The sequence below is a fragment of the uncultured Polaribacter sp. genome (genome assembly GCF_947501385.1).
Classification (GTDB): domain Bacteria; phylum Bacteroidota; class Bacteroidia; order Flavobacteriales; family Flavobacteriaceae; genus Polaribacter.
The window spans coordinates 101,335-119,490 of sequence record NZ_CANMVP010000014.1; the positions used below are offsets into that span (position 1 = coordinate 101,335).

An 18,156-nucleotide genomic window follows, 5' to 3' on the forward strand; every position below is an offset into this window, starting at 1 on the left:
AAATAAATAAACGACGTATGGCAATTTTATCAAAAATTAGAGAACGCTCAATGTTCCTAATAATTATAATTGGTTTGGCACTTTTTGCTTTTGTATTAGATCCTTCTACTTTAGGAGATTTTTTTAATTCAACAAAAGTAAATGAAGTTGGTGAAGTAAATGGAGAAACAATTTCTAGACAAGAATTTGCAGCCGCTTTAGAGCAATATAAACAACAAACAGGTAGTAGAGTTTCTGAAATGCAAGCAGCAAATACTGTTTGGGAAAACATGTTAAGAAAAAAAATCTATAAAAACCAATTATCAGAAGCAGGTATTAGCGTTGGTGAACAAGATGTTTGGAACGAAGTTATCAATACACCTTCTGTAAAAGACAATCCTCAGTTTGCTAATGAAGCCGGTTTTTTCGATGAAGCGAAGTTCAAAACTTTTTTAGCTACTACAAAAGAAAACAATCCTCAAATGTGGAGTGCATGGTCTAATTACATGAATCAAATAAAAGACAATGCTGAAACAAATACTTATAATAAACTAGTTACTGCTGGTTTAGGAGCTTCTTTAAAAGAAGGTGAAACGGAATATTTTATAGAAAATACAAAATTAAGCGGTCAGTTTGTGTATGTGCCTTATGCTAGCGTTGCAGATAGTTTGGTTAAAATTAAAAAATCTGAAGTAGAAGCCTATATTAAAGAAAATAAAAATCAGTACAAAACAGAAGCTACAAGAGATCTCTCTTATGTAAAATTTGATATTAAAGCAACTCCAGAAGATGAAGAAGCAATCAAACAAGAAGTAGCGAAGTTGATCGATAATACTTTAGACAGAAATAAACAGACCGTTGTAGGTTTTAAAAATACGACAGAAGATAAAGAGTTTTTAAATGAAAACGGATCTGATATGAATTTAGATTTGAGCTATAAATTTAAAAATGATGTCAATCAAACCATAGCTTCAGAAATTTTTGATGGAAAAGAAGGCGATGTTTTTGGACCTTATAAAGATCAAGACTTTTTTAAGATTTCTAAAATTACAGAAGTTTCTAACATGCCAGATTCTGTTAGAGCAAGTCATATCTTAATTCCTTTTGTGGGTGCTCAAAGAGCTACGCCAGATGTAATAAGAACAAAAGAAGAAGCTAAAAAATTAGCAGATAGTCTTTTAACAGTAGTTAAAAGAAGACGAAATAAATTTGAAGATTTGGCAAAGAATTTTTCTTCAGACAAAGGTTCTGGAGCTAAAGGAGGAGATTTAGATTGGTTCAACTACAACAGAATGACACCCGCTTTTAGAGATTTCTCTTTTACAAATAAAAAAGGTGCTTTAGATGTGGTAGAAACGCCTTTTGGTTATCATGTAATTAGAATTGATGATACCAAAAACAAACAAAAAGTTTTAAAACTAGCAACTTTCGCAAGAAAAATAGTTCCTTCAGAAGCTACAGAAAATGACTTTTTTCAAAAAGCAGAGCAATTTGCTTTGGCAATTTCTAAAAGTGAAGATTACAATGCAGTTGCCAAAGAAAACAACTATACGCTAAAGCCAGCTGTGGGTTTAAAAGTTTTAGATGAAAATGTTCCTGGTATTGGAAATCAGAGAGAAATTGTTTCTTGGGCTTTTAAAGGAGATACAGAAAAAGGAGATTTTAAACGTTTCGATTTAGAAGGAAGCTATGTTGTTGCTGTAGTAACAGAAAAAACAGAAAAAGGTTTGATGCCTGTAGAAAAAGCAATCAACAGTGTAAGACCTATTTTACTCAATAAAAAGAAAGCGGCTTTAATTGCTGATAAATTAAATGGAGATTCTCTAGAAGATATCGCAAAAGCAAATAATACAACGGTAAGAACAGTAAATAATGTGAACTTAAAAAGTCCTTCATTATCTGGTGTTGGTTCAGAACCTAAAGTTGTTGGTGCCATGTATAATGCAGCGTTAGATAAAATATACAATAGCGTAGAAGGTAATAGAGGTGTGTTTTCTTTTAAAGTTACTAAAAGAGAATTACCAACGGCCTTACCAAACTATGAAACAAACAGAAAAAAGATTTCTGAAGCGAGAAAAAGATTGACCTTTAAAATATACGAAGCAATTAAAAAAGCGTCAGATATAGAAGATAATAGAGCAAATATGTACGTTTCTAACTAAGAAACATACTTCATTTTAGTATAAAAATCCGTTCAATTAATTTTGAACGGATTTTTTTATTTTCTGAGTAGTTGAATCTATCCTATATTTTGAAGTGAATACTGTATTAAACTTCCCAAAATCATATAGATTGAGTCTTCCGACTCTGCTCAGACTGATAAACGGCTTTTTTTGATTAAATATGGAAATTTTAAAGTACAAACAAAATTCAATTTAAAATCAAAATGTCAAGCTTGTCGAAGTTTCTTCAATAATTAAACGCGCCTCAACACCAAAAAAACCATTATGATTCTTACTCTTTGTCATTCCTGTGAAAACAGGAATCTCCACTTAAATAGTTCATCATAAGCAATCGTCTTCGATAGTCTAAAGACGGACTAATTTTTTGAGTTCTTTTTTTAGTTGTGAGTTCTAATTAGTTCGCTCTTTTCAACAAACTTGTACGAGAACAAAACTAAAAAAAACATGTTGTGAAAGCAGCAATTAGCTGCAAATAAAAAAACCTTTTTGATTGCTCAAAAAGGTTTGTACAGATTGAATTTTAGTTGAAATTTCTAACCGTTCATTGAGATTAAAAACTCATCATTATTTTTAGAAAACTTAATTCTTTCATTAATGAATTCCATCGCTTCAATAGGATTCATATCTGCTAAATATTTACGTAAAACCCACATTCTTTGTACAGTTTTAGCGTCTAATAAGAGATCGTCTCTTCTTGTAGAAGACTTAATTAAATCGATAGCTGGGTAAATTCTTCTGTTAGAAATGTTTCTATCTAATTGAAGTTCCATGTTTCCAGTTCCTTTAAATTCTTCGAAGATTACTTCGTCCATTTTAGAACCCGTTTCGGTAAGTGCCGTTGCAATAATAGTTAATGAACCTCCATTTTCTATATTTCTTGCAGCACCAAAGAAACGTTTTGGTTTGTGCAATGCATTGGCATCGATACCACCAGAAAGTATTTTCCCAGATGCAGGTGCCACGGTATTGTAAGCTCTTGCCAAACGGGTGATTGAATCTAATAGAATAACCACATCATGCCCGCATTCTACCAAACGTTTTGCTTTTTCTAAAACAATGTTGGCAACACGTACATGTTTATCTGCTGGCTCATCAAAAGTAGAAGCAACTACTTCTCCACGAACACTTCTTTGCATGTCTGTAACTTCTTCAGGGCGCTCATCAATCAATAAAACGATTTGATAGACTTCTGGGTGGTTCATGGCAATTGCCTTGGCTACATCCTTTAATAACATGGTTTTACCTGTTTTAGGTTGTGCCACAATCATTCCACGTTGTCCTTTTCCGATAGGAGAAAATAAATCGATAATTCTTGTGGATAAAGAACTTCCTTTTTCTGCTAAATTGAATTTTTCTTGAGGAAATAAAGGTGTTAAATGTTCAAAAGAAACTCTGTCTCTAACAACATTCGGATTTAGACCATTAATTTTTGAGACTCTAATTAAAGGGAAATATTTTTCGCCTTCTTTTGGAGGACGTACATTTCCTTTAACAGTATCTCCTGTTTTTAAACCAAATAATTTAATTTGAGACTGAGAAACATAAATATCATCTGGAGAAGATAAATAATTATAATCAGAAGAACGTAAAAAACCATAACCATCGGGCATCATTTCTAATACACCCTCGCTTAGAATAATTCCATCAAATTCAAAATCAGGGTCTCTATACCTGTTTCCAGATTTATTGCCATTGCTTCTAGAGCTGCTCTTATCTCTATTTTGATTGTTGCTTTTCGACTTGTTGTTTTGCGGTGGGTTATTTCTGTTTTGTTGTGGTTTGTTTGGTTGATTGGCAGGTTTTTGTACCTGCTTTTCTTCTTTTACTTTAGAAATAACGGTGTCTTTCACATCCTCTTGCTTTACTTCTTTTTTAATAGGAGCCTTTCCTTGAAGTTTTGAAACGGGTTTCGACTTTTTACGAATAATAGTTTCAGTAGCGTCAACGGTATTTTCTGTAACTGGAGCTTTCTCAGTAATTTGAGCCTTCTCAATTGCTTGAGACCTTTCAATAGCTTGCGGTTTTTTAGTTACCCGTTTTCTCTTCGGTTTATCACTTTTATCAACTTCTTTTGTATTAGTTGTTGAAGCTACTTTTGCTTTGGAAGGATTTGCAGCTTGTGTATCTAAAATTTGATATACTAAATCTAATTTTTTTAATTGACTAGTTTTGGTAAGCCCAATAGTTTTAGCGATACCTTGTAAGTCAGCAAGGGTTTTTGCTTTTAGTTCTGAAATTTCGAACATTATAAAATTGTTAAGTTAAATATGAATCTTAATTTTTGTAAGATTTGTATGTTTTTTTGAATGGTGCTATTAAGTATAGTTCTACAGAATAGCTTTTGTGCGGTTATCTATGAAACAAATATATGCATTTTTTTTTAGTTTTGGGTTTTCTTTTTAAAAAAGAATGTGCTACTTTTGTACGGTTAGAAATTACAAATGATACAAAGAATACAATCAGTATATTTATTACTAGCTTCTATAATCTCTGGAGTTTTAATTTTTGTTTTTAATTTGTGGAAATCTATTCAGAAAAAAATTTTTGCTTTAGATTTATTAAACAGTGAATCTTACCTATTAAAGGGAATTCCTGTTTTATTTTTAATATCGGCACTTTTAGCCTTTGTAGCTATTTTCTTATTTAAAAATAGAAAGCTACAATTTGTTATGGGTCGTTTAGCAATTTTGGTAAACCTTATTTTATTAGGATTATTGATTTATGTGTCGCTAACTTTACCTGGAGAAACAGCAGTTTCGGAGAATGGTATTGGGATGTTTGTACCAATTTTAGCTATTTTGCTTCTTGTTTTGGCAAATAGAGCTATTAAAAAGGACGAAGATCTTGTAAAATCTGCAGACAGATTGCGATAAAACTAACATCTTAGTATATTAGTGCGAAAAAAACCGAGATGTATTCTCGGTTTTTTATTTTTATACGAAATTAGGATTTTTTGAAAATTATTTTTTGAAAATTATTTTTTTAGCTCTTAAAAAAGGGTGAAAAATATATTTTTTTAAATAATTGAAATTCAATAACTTAGCATAGCCATTATCCCTGAATTCAGGGATGCCTATCCCTGAATTCAGGGATACTAAAAATATACTGTTTTCAGGGATTGTGTAGTTTAATTATCTAGTTTAAATTTGTAGAGTAATAATGAAAAAGAAAATATACGTTCACGTAGCTGATGATCACAAGATATTAATTGAAGGAATCATTGCTGTAATAAATACTGACGAAGATATTGAGATTAGAGATTTTTCTTTAACTGGAAAAGAAGTGATTGACTGGTTTAAAAACAAGGAAAATAAAGCAGATGTTCTAATATTAGATATCACAATGCCTGTTTTAGATGGTTTTGAGGTCTTAAAATATTTTCATGAAAAGAGATTAGATCAAAAAGTAATTGTTTTGTCTAGTTATGATGATATTAAAATTGTTCAAGAAGTTCTAAAGTTAGGTGCTAGTGGTTATATTTCTAAAAACAATGCAGGAGAGCACATTATAAAAGCGATTAAAGCTGTTGCAGGAGGAGAACAATATTTTAGTAATGATATCCAAAATGAGCTGATAAAAGCGTTGTCTGGACAAAGAGCTAAAAAAGGAGATATGCCAGAAGATTTTTTGTTTGAGACATTAACAGATAATGAAAAGCATGTTTTGAGGTTGGTGGCAAGAGAATTAAGTACAGGAGAGATTGCAGATAGAATGAATCTGAGTCCACACACTGTAGAATCATATAGAAAGAAATTATTAAAAAAATTAAATGTAAAAAATTCAGTAGGATTAGCAATGTATGCAGTAAAATATAAATTAGTTTAACCTATCCCTAAATTTTAAGTTTTAGATATAAAAATCTGTCCCCTAAAAAACTTAAATTTTCCCCTATCCCCCCAATTGGTTACTAATATTAAGTATACATTGCTTCTCCTTTTTTAAGACATAACTTCCCCTAGTTAACAATTGAAATTGAACTTTTAAAAATCCATTATTATGAAAATTACTAAGTTATTCGCCCTTATCATTACTTCGGCATTTATTTTTTCTTCGTGCTCAAACGATGAAAACTTATTAGCTAATGCAGAATTAAAAAACTCATTAAAATCTTATAAAGTAAAAAGAGATGCATCTGGTGCCTACTCTATAGACTTAGATTTAGAAGAGAATACAAAATCTGAAAAGATAAAAAATTATGAAACCAATACCAATGAGTTTCATTTATATGAATCAGATTTTGCTACAAGCAAAAGACAATCTGAAGAATTACTAATTGATGGGAATCAGTTAAGTGTTGGTTTTATAGATACAAGAACAAATAGAAATTCTAACATTACTATTAAAGATGATAATATTTCTTTTGCTAAAACAAGTGAGAAAAATGACGAAATGTTATCTGAATATAGTATTACCAGTAATGAAGATGGTACCTTTAACCTAGATTTTACAGTAAATAATAAAGTTGCTGTAGATTTTGTGTATAATGAAGATGATAGTATTTATGAGATTCATTTAGAAAGCGGAAAATCTAAAGAGACAGTTTTTAATAGAAATTTAATAAAAGAAGATGGAAAAGCTTTAAGAATAGATTTTGTTAATCATTTTTCAAATAATAATTTACAGAAGGGATATGCTTCTAAAGAAGAAGTTATTAGAAGAAAACCAAGAGTTGCCGTTGATAATGGAGAAAGTGGAGAAACCACACCTTCATAGAAAATAAAGTCCTAAACACATTTGAAAAATAAAACAAAGTTATTTTTACTCATATTTATTTCTTTTAATTTATACCAATTAAAAGCAACCCCTAAAAAAAAATATGTTACTGAAGAGGTTTCTAACAATGAAACTTCTTCAGTTTTTATTGTTAAATCTGATTCTATTTTTGAAAAAAAATACAATCTTATATTAGATATTTATAGGAAAGAAAAATATATTGAAGCCTTAAATTTAGCACTCTCTTTATATGATTTTATAAAAGATGATAAATTAATGTATGAATCTTATTTAACTAAAACACTTATTGCAGATATTTATGACAAAACTAATAATCATAAAAGAGCTTTGTCGAATTATAAAGAAGCTTTATTATTAATTAACAATAAAGTTGAAAACAATGATATTAACTATATTAAAAGTAAAGATTTTGCAAAAATATACCTACGAATTGGAAGCTCCTTTCAGAAAAAATTAGCGAAAGATAGTGCTAAATATTATTTTAAAAAAATTGAAAATCTACCTAGTTTAAATAATGACATATTAAAATATAAGGCTTCTGCATTTACTAATTTATCAGGACTTTATGAAATGGATTCTATATATGATAAAGCCATATTATATGCAGAAAAATCAATTAAAATTATTTCTAAGACTAATAATAAGATCGGAGAATCTAAAGCTAAAATGAATTTAGCGAATATTTATTTATCGTTAAATGATTTTCAGCAATCAAAAGAAATTTATCTAGAAGGAATACAATTAATTAAAAATGACAATAATCAAAACGCTGTAAGCTTAAAGGCAGATTTATATTATAATTTAGCATGGGCAATGCGCAATCTAAAAGAATATGAAGCCTATGATTACCAAGAGCTTTCTTATGAGATAGAAGATGGAATTAGAGATAAAGAAGTTAGAAGAATGGCAGCAGAAATTGCTGCAAAGTATAATATAAAAGATGTAAAAAAAGAAGAAGAAAATAAGCGACTTAAAAATCAAAGAACTTTTTGGCTTTTTGCGATAGGTAGCCTTGTTATCATTCTTTCATTACTCTATTTTTTGAATTTTTATAAATTAAAACAAAAAAATCTTCGTTTAAAATTATCTCAAACGCAATTGATACAAAATCAAAATATTGAGAAATTAAAATCAGAATCTCAAACAAGAATTTTAAATGCTACCATAGATGGTAAAGAATCTGAACGAAAGGAAATCGCAGAAACTTTACATGATAGTGTAAGCGCGTTGTTATCTTCAGCGAACCTCCATCTCATTGCTACTAGACAACAGTTTAATGGAAAAACACCCATCGAAATAGATAAAACACAACATATCATTGCAGAAGCTTCTCAAAAAATAAGAGATTTATCGCACACCTTAGTTTCCTCTGTATTGCTAAAATTTGGTTTGAATTATGCCGTAAATGATATGGCAACAAAATATTCGAATTCTGCCATAAACATAGAAACAAATATTTATGGTCTAAGAAGGTATCATCAAAATTTTGAAATTAAAATTTATAATATTATTCAAGAATTTGTAAACAATATTTTAAAACATAGCAAAGCTAAAAATGCAATGCTCAAATTGTATGAAGAGCATAATAAAATTTGCTTTGAAATTTCTGATGATGGTATTGGTTTCAATAAAAAGAAAATTTCTGACAAAGATGGTTTGGGAATCAATCAAATAGATGCTAGAATTCAAATGATGAATGGTAAATTTCAAATAGAATCTATCATCAATTTAGGTACAACAATCTTCGTAGAACTGCCAGTAGTAGAAAAAGAAACATTTAACCACGTTTAGCCAATTCTATAATTTCTAAATTTTTAATCTCTCCATTTTCTAAACAAAATCGAAGCATGGTTCTTATTTTATGAAAACCATGGTTTCCTGCGGCTCCAGGGTTTAAATGTAATAAGTTTAATGTTTTATCATATTGTACTTTTAAAATATGAGAATGCCCAGCAATAAAGATTTTTGGTGGATTTTTCTGAATTTCCTCTCGTATTCTTTGGTTGTATCTATTAGGATATCCACCAATATGAGTCATCCAAACAGGTACTTTTTCGACTTCAAATTTTAAATCTAAAGGAAATTCAGACCGTGCATCCTTATCATCAATATTACCAAAAACAGCTCTTAAAGGTTTTAGTTTTTGTATGGTGTCAGTCACATTTAAGTTTCCAATATCTCCTGCATGCCAAACTTCATCAGCTTGTTTTACAAACTTTAAAATTTGTGCATCTATATAACTATGGGTGTCAGATAGTAGTAGTATTTTCTTCATGTAAAAAACTAAGAAAAGTTTAACGCTCTTAGAAGATCAAAAATACTAATAACAAAATAAATTCCGTAATTTTGATGACTCCAAAAAACAACTTTCTTGAGATATTTTATAGAACTTTCTTATAACGGAAAAAATTACCATGGTTGGCAAATTCAGCCAGATGTTATTTCTGTTCAGGAAGAATTAAATAATGCTTTAAGTACAGTATTACAAGATAATATTGAAGTTGTTGGTGCAGGTAGAACAGATACAGGTGTGCATGCTTCACAAATGTTTGCGCATGTTGATGTAGAAAATTCTATTAACGGAGATATTGTACATAAATTGAATTCTATTTTACCAAATGATATTACCGTTTATAAGGTTTTCTTAGTAAATAATGAAAAACATGCAAGATTTAATGCGGAAACTAGAACCTACGAATACAGGATTTGGTTAGGCAGAAATCCTTTTTTATTAGATTTCTCATGGCAAATTCATTCACAAGTACCTAATGTTGCTAAAATGAATGAAGCAGCAACTATTTTATTAGAATACACAGATTTTCAAACATTTTCTAAAGTAAAAACAGATGTGCATACTTTTAATTGTAATGTAACCGAAGCTTTTTGGAAACAAGAAGGAGACTTATTAATATTCCATATTTCAGCAAATAGATTTCTAAGAAATATGGTGAGAGCAATTGTTGGTACCTTAGTAGATGTTGGTTTAGGAAAAATTACTATAGCGGATTTTAGACAAATCATAGAAAGTAAAAATAGAAGCAATGCAGGATTGTCTGTTCCTGCAAAAGGATTATTTTTAACACAAATAAAATATTAAGTTTTGGCAAATAAAACAGGAAATGCTTTTGATATGGATATCTTTTTAAGACTCATGAGTTTTGCAAAAAGATATAAGCTTAATTTTTTTATAGCAGCAACTTCAACTATCCTTTTAGCAGGCGTAGCTTTGTTAACACCTATTATTTTAAAAGAAACTGTAGACGTATACATTACAAATAAAGATACGCAGGGCTTAATAAATAGCGTTTTATTAATGTTTGGAGTTTTAATGATAGAAGTTCTTTTAAGATTCACCTTTATTTATTTTGCCAATTGGGTTGGTCAACATATTATTAGAGATATTAGAGCAAAAATTTTTAGACATATTTTACAATTTAGAATGTCTTATTTTGATAAGAATTCTGTTGGTAGATTGGTCACAAGAGTTGTTTCAGATATAGAAACCATTGCAGCTTTCTTTAGCAGTGGTGTTTTTACAATTGTAAGTGATGTTTTACAAATGTTTGCAGTTATTATTGTAATGTTTGTAATCAATTGGAAGTTAGCCTTCATAGCCATCGCAGTTCTACCAATACTATTATATGCAACCAAAGTTTTTCAAAAAGCCATAAAAGCAACTTTTCAAGAGGTAAGAAATCAGGTTGCTAACTTAAACGGGTTTGTTCAAGAAAGAGTCACAGGAATGAAAATTGTGCAACTTTTTAATAGAGAAAAAATTGAATATGACAACTTTAAAGAAATCAATAACAAACACAAACAAGCGTATATAAAAACAATTTGGTATTTCTCTATTTTCTTTCCAATAGCAGAAATTTTATCGTCAATTGGTATTGGTTTAATTGTTTGGTTTGGGAGTAAACAAGTTATTGGTGGCGCAGTTCCTGGACCTGGAACGGTCATGGCATTTGTACAAATGGCACAAATGTTATTTAGACCCTTAAGACAAATTGCAGACAAATTTAATCAATTGCAAATGGGAATTGTTTCTGGAGAACGTGTTTTTAAAATTATTGATACAGAAAGCGCTATTTCTAAAAACGGAACTATGAAAGCAGAAAAGCTTCAAGGAAATATTCATTTTAAAGAGGTAAGATTTAGTTATGTAGCAGATGAAGAAGTTTTAAAAGGAATTAATTTAAACGTTAAAAGCGGACAAACGGTTGCAATTGTTGGCGCAACAGGTGCAGGAAAATCTACGATTATAAATTTGATAAATCGTTTTTATGAAATTGATAGTGGCACTATTTCTGTTGATGGAATTGCTATTGATGCCTACGAACTAGAAAGTTTAAGGAATCAAGTGGCTATTGTTTTACAAGATGTTTTCTTATTTTCAGATTCAATATTGAATAATATTACGCTAAAAAATAAAAATATTACAAAAAAAGAGGTTTTAGATGCAGCAAAACAAATTGGAATTCATGATTTTATAATGACACTTCCTGGAGGTTATGATTATAACGTAAAAGAACGTGGAGCGATGCTTTCTTCGGGGCAAAGACAATTGATTGCTTTTTTAAGAGCTTATGTGAGTAAGCCAAGTATTTTAATTTTAGATGAAGCTACTTCTTCAGTAGATGCACATGCAGAGCAAATGATACAATATGCTACAGAAACCATTACAAAAGATAGAACATCGATTGTAATTGCCCATAGATTAGCAACCATTAAACAAGCAGATAAAATTATTGTGATGGATAAAGGTTTAATTGTTGAAGAAGGAACGCATACAGAATTGTTAGAAAAAGAAAACGGATACTACAAAAACTTATATGACAAACAGTTTAGTTTAGATATGGCTTCATAAGAATTACATTAAATCTTTTCTTAACTTCTCATTCAGTTCCTCAAAGTCTTGGTAGAGTTCAAAACCACCGTCCTTTATATAAGAAATTTCACCAGTTTCTTCAGAAACTAACAAACAAACAGCGTCTGTTTTTTCAGAAACACCAATAGCCGCTCTGTGTCTTAGTCCAAATCTTGCTGGAATTTTTGTGCTGTCTGAAATTGGCAGAACAACTCTAGTAGCTACAATATAATTATCTCTAATAATTAAAGCACCATCATGCAAAGGACTATTTTTATAAAAAATACTTTGTAAAATAGCCTCATTTATTTGAGCATTCATAGTATCTCCGTTACTTATTAAAAAATCTAAATTATTTGTTCTTTCAATAACAATTAAAGCCCCTGTTTTTGTTTTCGACATTTTTCTACAGGCCTCTAAAATAGTTTCCGTATCTATTTCTGAACTTATTTCTGTCTGTAAAAATTTAAGCTGTTTTAAAAAACTACGTTTGTTGGTGAAATTTGTAGTACCAATCATCAATAGAAATTTTCGAATCTCTTGCTGAAATACAATAATTAAGGCAATAACACCACCAGAAAGTAAATAGCCTAAAATTCCACTCAGCATTTCCATCTTTAAGGCTTGTGTAATTTTCCAGATGAAGAAAATAAAAGCAATACCAATCACAATATTGATGGCAACAGTTCCTTTTAAAAGTTTATAAATATAATAGAGAAGTATTGCTACTAACAAAATATCTAAAATATCTAACAAGGAAAATTCAATAAAATCGAACATAGAAACTTGGTGATTTTAGGCTAAAATACAAAATTACTTTAGTTGCTCCACAATTTTTACAGCTTGCATAGCTTCTTTTACGTCATGCACGCGTAAAATATGTGCACCGTTTAAAAGTGCAATGGTATTTGCAGAAGTAGTTGCATTTAAAGCTTCTTTTGCAGAAATATCCAAGGTTTTATACAACATCGATTTTCGGGAAATTCCCGCTAAAATTGGCGTGTCTAAACTTTTAAAAAGTGCTAAATTTTTTAAAAGTTCAAAATTATGAGCACTTGTTTTTCCGAAACCAAAACCAACATCTATAATCACATCGTTGAGTTTTAGTTGATGTAATTTATAAATTTGTGCTGCAAAAAAAGAAATAATTTCTTTGGTAACATCTTTATAAACAGGGTTTTTTTGCATGTTTTGTGGCGTTCCTAACATGTGCATTAAAATATAAGGAACTTGCAAATCAGCCACAGTTTCAAACATTTTTGCGTCCATTTTTCCGCCAGAAACATCATTGATAATTGCAGCACCAATTGCGATGGTTTTTTTGGCGACTTTACTTCTAAAAGTATCTACAGAAATAATAATTTCAGGAAACTTTTTGAGTAATAAGTCAATTACAGGTAGTATTCTCTGTAATTCTAATGCTTCAGAAATATGAGCTGCACCAGGTCTCGAAGAATAGGCACCAACGTCTATAAATGTTGCGCCTTCTAACAGCATTTTTTCAGTTTGATGTAGAATTTCAGCTTCATTTTTATATTTTCCACCGTCAAAAAAAGAATCTGGCGTTATATTTAAAATTCCCATCACTTTTGGTGATGATAAATCTACTAAATTTCCCTTACAATTTATGGTCATTTTAAGATACTACTTTATGAATTACATGACTAATTTCTGGTGCTTTGTAATTGTTCATTTTATACATTAATTCCGCTACAGAATCTGCAACCAATAACATGGCTCTATTGGTTAGTTTTAAATAGCCTTCTTCTACCATTGTATCTAGTTGTAACAACGTCGCATCAAAAAAACCATTGACATTTAAAAGTCCTACAGGTTTTTGTTCAATGTGCAATTGTCCTAGAGTAAGTGCTTCAAAAAGTTCATCTAAGGTACCAAAACCTCCAGGAAGTGTAATATAGCCATCAATTAATTTGCTCATAATTATTTTGCGCTCACTCATGTTTTTGCAAACAATCATTTCTTCAACTTCAGCATGTACAACTTCTTCTTTTTCTAATAATTTCGGAATAACACCAATAACTTCTCCATTGTGCGCTAGAATGGTATCAGCTAAAATCCCCATCATTCCAATCTTTCCGCCACCATACACCAAACCTATTTTGTTTTGTACAAAATAATTCCCTAATTCAGCAGCAGCTTCTTTGTAAATAGGATTAAAACCCAAACTAGAACCACAAAAAACGACAATTCGATTCATTTATGAATGTTTAAATTATTCCTGAAAATTCTCTCTGTAAAAGTTCATGATACGTTGATAAATTCATGGTAAAAATAAATGAAATGCTTTTAAGATTTACTACATTTGGAAAAATACTTTTTTACAAAAATGCAAGATACTTCAAAACAATACGATGCTGTTATAGATGAATGTAGAAGTTTATTCATAAAAAAGATGTCTGATTACGGAAGTGCATGGCGTATTTTACGTTTGCCATCTCTAACAGATCAAATTTTTATAAAAGCACAAAGAATTAGACAATTGCAAGAAAATGAGGTTCGTAGGGTAGATGAAGGAGAGAAATCTGAATTTATAGGAATCATCAATTATTCAATAATGGCACTAATTCAGTTAGAAAATGGCGTTGTAGAAAATCCTGATTTGAATACAGAACAAGCAACCATTTTGTATGACAAACATAGCAAGATTACCAAAGAATTAATGCTAAATAAAAATCATGATTATGGGGAAGCTTGGAGAGAAATGCGTGTTTCTTCTTTAACAGATTTAATTTTACAGAAGTTATTGCGCGTAAAACAAATTGAAGACAATAAAGGAAAAACAATTGTTTCTGAAGGAATCGATGCAAATTACCAAGACATGATGAATTACGCTGTTTTTGCGATGATTCATTTGGGTGCGTAAGTTGCAAAGTTTTTAAAGTTGTAGAATTTCAAAGTAATAAAGTTGCAAAGTGAAAGCGTAAAAGGTTACTGTCAGTTCGGGTGTTTTTTTTCAGAATGAAGAAAATTGGATTGGGAAGTTTTAAATTAAGTTTATGAGTAAAGAAGTTTTTTTAGAAAATTCGGAAGGAAAATCACAAGTTTTCTGCGAACTAAAAACGCTTATAGAACAAAATAAACAACATCTCTCTGTACTTGTCAATTCTTCAATGAGTTTGTTATATTGGGAAATTGGTAAACGAATAAATGGAGAAATATTACTGCAAAAAAGAGCTGAATATGGTAAGCAAATTGTAGAAACTTTAGCAAACCAACTAACACAAACTTACGGTAAAGGTTGGAGTGAGAAACAATTAAGACATTGTCTCCGCATTGCGGAGATAATTGATGATAAAGAAATTCTCTACGCACTGAGTAGAGAATTGAGTTGGACACATCTTAGAGCATTAATTTATATTAAAGAGCCTATAAAAAGAAGTTTTTATATAGAAATGTGCAAAATAAAAAGATGGAGTACGAGAACTTTGCAAGAACGAATAAACTCGATGTTTTATGAAAGAAAGCAATATAAAAATAGCAGAATACCTTACAGAACTTCCTGATATTAAATTATTAAAAAGCAAACTGCATCAAGCTATAGAAATTGCAAAAAATAGGTTGTGCAAAATGATAAAAATCAATAAAGAATTATGAAATTGCTAATCCAAATTGCAAGAATTATAGTAGGCGTCTTATTTATATTTTCAGGCTTTGTAAAATTGGTAGATCCCATTGGTTCCCAATACAAATTTCAAGAATATTTCTCTGAATCGGTTTTAAATATGGAATTTTTAATTCCCTATGCGCTACCGTTTGCCGTGTTGCTAATCATAGCAGAAATCCTCTTAGGAGTTATGGTTTTAATTGGCTACAAACCTAAATTTACTGTTTGGAGTTTGCTTATTTTGACTTTAATCTTCTTATTTTTAACTTGGTATTCAGCTTTTTATAATAAAGTAACAGATTGCGGTTGTTTTGGAGATGCCATCAAACTTACACCATGGGAAACCTTTTACAAAAATGTAATTTTAATTGTTTTAATCTTACTGCTATTAATTAAAATCGAATTCATAAAACCGATTTTTAAAGGCAAAATTCCAAAGCTGATTACTTTTTTATCATTGGCAGGTTTCTTATTTATTGTACAACATGTATTGACACATTTACCTATAATCGATTTTAGAGCCTATGCAATTGGCAAAGATTTAAAAGAAGGAATGAAATACCCAGAGGATGGTGCTATTCCTCCTGTACACGATTTTATGCTAGAAGACACCCAACAAGATTTGGCACCTATTTTATTAGAAAAAGAAAAAGTGCTATTGGTAATTGTTTACAATTTAGAAAAAGCAGACAAATCCGGATTTCCAGCAATAAAAGAGCTGGCAGAAAGAGCCACTAAAAAAGGATATACTGTATATGGCGTTTCCGCATCATTTTCAGACGATTTACTTTTGGCTAAAGAAAAATACAATCTACCGTTCGAATTTCTTTTTTGTGATGAAACTACGTTGAAAACCATGATTAGAGCAAATCCTGGAGTGATGATTTTAGAGAAAGGAATAGTGACCCAAAAGAAAAATTTTATTGATGTTGATGAAATAGCACTATAATGAAACAACTTTTATTCGTTTTTATTGGTGGTGGTTTTGGGAGTGTTTTAAGATATTTGGTCGGTAAATGGTTAAATAATTCTGAAACTGGAATTCCTTACGGAACTTTTGTAGCGAATATCTTAGGAAGTTTATGTATAGGCATTATTTTAGGCTATGCAGCAAAAAGCGAAACCCTAACTCAAAATCATACACTCTTATTAGCAACAGGTTTTTGTGGCGGTTTTACAACTTTCTCCACCTTTGCTTATGAAAATCATTTATTTTTAAAATCAGGAGATTTTACGAGTTTTGCTTTCTATACAATCGCAAGTTTTGTAATTGGTTTTTTAGCCGTTTTTGCAGGAATGTATTTGGTGAAATTCATTTAAAATTTTAATGTACAACATAGGCACATAGAAAACATAAGTTTTGGGGTTTTTAATGCAACTTTAAAGCTGTTTGAAAAGTAAAATGAAAACGGTAAAATAATATATAGAAATACCTGTTGTGCATTTTGATAAATTCTGTCAATTCGAGTGAATTTTACGATTGAAATAAGTGAAATTTGTATCGAGAATAAGAATTTTCGTTTCTAAACTAGTTCTCGATACGATTTTTTTTATCAAAAATCACTCGAACTGACATTTTGGAATACATTTAACTCAAAATGCACAACGGGTATAGAAATTTTAGAAAACACAGAGCTATATGAGCGATGCTTTCTATGTGGTAAAAAACAAAAAAAACAATGAACTTATGAACGAATTTGTAACCTACAAATCAGAAGAAAATTATGCAATTATTACTATTAAAAACGGAAAAGCAAATGCGATATCTCATGAAGTGGTAGCTGGTTTAAATCTTAGTTTAGATAAAGCTAAACAAGAAAATAAAGTGGTAATTCTTACAGGTCAAAAAGGAATATTTTCTGCGGGTTTCGATTTAAAAGTAATGACAAAATCACCAGAAGCTGCTAAAGAATTGGTGTCAAAAGGTTCTAAGCTTTCTTTAAAAATGTTATCATTTCCGCAACCAATTATTATTGCCTGTTCTGGACATGCAATTGCGAAGGGTGCTTTTTTATTATTGTCTTCAGATTATAGAATTGGAGTAGCAGGCGATTTTAAAATCGGTTTAAATGAAGTACAGATTGGTATGACCATGCACAATGCCGGAATTGCCATTGCAAAAGCCCGTTTGTCTGAAGTATATTTAAATAGAAGTGTAAACAATGCAGAAATTTATAATTCGAAGCAAGCGGTTCATGCAGGTTTTTTAGATGTTATTGTTCCAGAAGATGATTTGTTGCCAACTGCAATCAAAGCAGCCGAAATGTTTTCTAAATTGAACAAAAGAGCACATTCAGAAACAAAACTAAAAGTGAGGAAACAACATTTAGAGCATTTAGAAAAAGCGATTGCATTGGATTTAAAAGGAAATATCTCTATAAATCCGTAATGTCATTCCTGAGAAGGCAGGAATCCATAATAAACAGGTAGATCTTCTACAAATTTTTGAATATAAAAAAGTTGACAAACAAGTTTAGCTCAAATTTAAACCTTTTGATTCCACTCAAAAAAGGCTAATTGTTTGAGCACTTTTTCTTATCCTGAAATTTATTTCAGGGTAAAAAAAATGAGTTAATGAAAACCGGAAACCTGCCTGCGGCAAATAGGTAGCTTCTAAAACTAATGTTTTTCAAAAACCTTTACACCAGCTTTTACTTCAAGGTCTAGATGATTTTTTCTTGGTGTTAACGGCAGTTCGTCTAATAACTCCGTTTTATTTTTAATTTATCCAACTAAATTACAGTATTAGTTTTACACGGGCTGTATTA

The 18,156-nt window shown here is 30.3% G+C and carries 17 protein-coding genes; 12 read left to right on the forward strand and 5 right to left on the reverse strand.

Annotation, left to right across the window (positions count from 1 at the left end):
* The first annotated feature begins 17 nt into the window (after positions 1 to 17).
* The gene (locus Q0998_RS10710) at positions 18 to 2,141 is read left to right on the forward strand and encodes a peptidylprolyl isomerase (protein ID WP_299669859.1); all 2,124 of its coding nucleotides are present in this window, start codon (positions 18 to 20) and stop codon (positions 2,139 to 2,141) included.
* Positions 2,142 to 2,695: 554 nt separating this feature from the next.
* Here Q0998_RS10710 and rho read toward each other — a convergent pair.
* Positions 2,696 to 4,408: a transcription termination factor Rho gene (rho, locus tag Q0998_RS10715; RefSeq protein WP_299669861.1), complete on the reverse strand. Its 1,713-nt coding sequence runs from the start codon at positions 4,406 to 4,408 to the stop codon at positions 2,696 to 2,698.
* 195 nt (positions 4,409 to 4,603) lie between these two features.
* Here rho and Q0998_RS10720 point away from each other — a divergent pair, with 195 nt between their 5' ends.
* From Q0998_RS10720 to Q0998_RS10735, 4 genes are all read left to right on the forward strand, one after another.
* Positions 4,604 to 5,035, forward strand: coding sequence for a DUF4293 domain-containing protein (locus tag Q0998_RS10720; protein WP_299669863.1), 432 nt, complete (start codon positions 4,604 to 4,606; stop codon positions 5,033 to 5,035).
* A 286-nt stretch (positions 5,036 to 5,321) separates the two neighbouring features.
* The gene (locus Q0998_RS10725; protein ID WP_299669866.1) at positions 5,322 to 5,987 is read left to right on the forward strand and encodes a response regulator transcription factor; all 666 of its coding nucleotides are present in this window, start codon (positions 5,322 to 5,324) and stop codon (positions 5,985 to 5,987) included.
* Positions 5,988 to 6,158: 171 nt separating this feature from the next.
* The gene (locus Q0998_RS10730; RefSeq protein ID WP_299669867.1) at positions 6,159 to 6,875 is read left to right on the forward strand and encodes a hypothetical protein; all 717 of its coding nucleotides are present in this window, start codon (positions 6,159 to 6,161) and stop codon (positions 6,873 to 6,875) included.
* 21 nt (positions 6,876 to 6,896) lie between these two features.
* A complete protein-coding gene (locus Q0998_RS10735; RefSeq protein ID WP_299669869.1) occupies positions 6,897 to 8,687 on the forward strand; it encodes an ATP-binding protein in 1,791 nt (596 codons plus the stop codon).
* Here Q0998_RS10735 and Q0998_RS10740 read toward each other — a convergent pair.
* Positions 8,674 to 9,171 (reverse strand): metallophosphoesterase family protein, encoded by a 498-nt coding sequence (locus Q0998_RS10740; protein WP_299669871.1) that lies wholly within the window; start codon positions 9,169 to 9,171, stop codon positions 8,674 to 8,676. The genes Q0998_RS10735 and Q0998_RS10740 overlap by 14 nt on opposite strands.
* 96 nt (positions 9,172 to 9,267) lie before the next feature.
* On the opposite strand from Q0998_RS10740, the gene truA reads away from it, so the two are divergent.
* Together truA and Q0998_RS10750 are read left to right on the forward strand one after the other, a co-directional pair.
* Positions 9,268 to 9,993, forward strand: coding sequence for a tRNA pseudouridine(38-40) synthase TruA (gene truA, locus Q0998_RS10745; protein ID WP_299669873.1), 726 nt, complete (start codon positions 9,268 to 9,270; stop codon positions 9,991 to 9,993).
* Between the two features lie 3 nt (positions 9,994 to 9,996).
* Positions 9,997 to 11,763 (forward strand): ABC transporter ATP-binding protein, encoded by a 1,767-nt coding sequence (locus tag Q0998_RS10750; RefSeq protein WP_299669875.1) that lies wholly within the window; start codon positions 9,997 to 9,999, stop codon positions 11,761 to 11,763.
* A gap of 3 nt (positions 11,764 to 11,766) precedes the next feature.
* On the opposite strand, the gene cdaA is transcribed toward Q0998_RS10750, so the two are convergent.
* The 3 genes from cdaA to Q0998_RS10765 are packed head-to-tail and all read right to left on the reverse strand — an operon-like array spanning position 11,767 to position 13,981.
* Positions 11,767 to 12,543, reverse strand: coding sequence for a diadenylate cyclase CdaA (gene cdaA / locus Q0998_RS10755; RefSeq protein ID WP_299669877.1), 777 nt, complete (start codon positions 12,541 to 12,543; stop codon positions 11,767 to 11,769).
* A 33-nt stretch (positions 12,544 to 12,576) separates the two neighbouring features.
* Positions 12,577 to 13,398 (reverse strand): dihydropteroate synthase, encoded by an 822-nt coding sequence (folP, locus tag Q0998_RS10760; RefSeq protein ID WP_299669879.1) that lies wholly within the window; start codon positions 13,396 to 13,398, stop codon positions 12,577 to 12,579.
* A gap of 1 nt (position 13,399) precedes the next feature.
* The gene (locus Q0998_RS10765; protein WP_299669880.1) at positions 13,400 to 13,981 is read right to left on the reverse strand and encodes a TIGR00730 family Rossman fold protein; all 582 of its coding nucleotides are present in this window, start codon (positions 13,979 to 13,981) and stop codon (positions 13,400 to 13,402) included.
* Between the two features lie 129 nt (positions 13,982 to 14,110).
* On the opposite strand from Q0998_RS10765, the gene Q0998_RS10770 reads away from it, so the two are divergent.
* The 5 genes from Q0998_RS10770 (at position 14,111) to Q0998_RS10790 (ending at position 17,777) form a co-directional block, all read left to right on the forward strand.
* Complete coding sequence (locus Q0998_RS10770) at positions 14,111 to 14,647, forward strand: DUF1599 domain-containing protein (protein ID WP_299669882.1); 537 nt, start codon at positions 14,111 to 14,113, stop codon at positions 14,645 to 14,647.
* A gap of 133 nt (positions 14,648 to 14,780) precedes the next feature.
* Positions 14,781 to 15,287 (forward strand): DUF1016 N-terminal domain-containing protein, encoded by a 507-nt coding sequence (locus Q0998_RS10775; protein WP_299669884.1) that lies wholly within the window; start codon positions 14,781 to 14,783, stop codon positions 15,285 to 15,287.
* Positions 15,288 to 15,374: 87 nt separating this feature from the next.
* Positions 15,375 to 16,337, forward strand: a complete 963-nt coding sequence (locus Q0998_RS10780) for a BT_3928 family protein (protein ID WP_299669886.1) — start codon at positions 15,375 to 15,377, stop codon at positions 16,335 to 16,337.
* Entirely contained in the window at positions 16,337 to 16,708 is a 372-nt protein-coding gene (crcB, locus tag Q0998_RS10785) for a fluoride efflux transporter CrcB (protein ID WP_299669888.1), read from the forward strand. Before Q0998_RS10780 ends, crcB begins: the two co-directional genes overlap by 1 nt.
* A 367-nt stretch (positions 16,709 to 17,075) precedes the next feature.
* Complete coding sequence (locus Q0998_RS10790; protein WP_299669890.1) at positions 17,076 to 17,777, forward strand: crotonase/enoyl-CoA hydratase family protein; 702 nt, start codon at positions 17,076 to 17,078, stop codon at positions 17,775 to 17,777.
* The last annotated feature ends 379 nt before the right edge of the window (positions 17,778 to 18,156 follow it).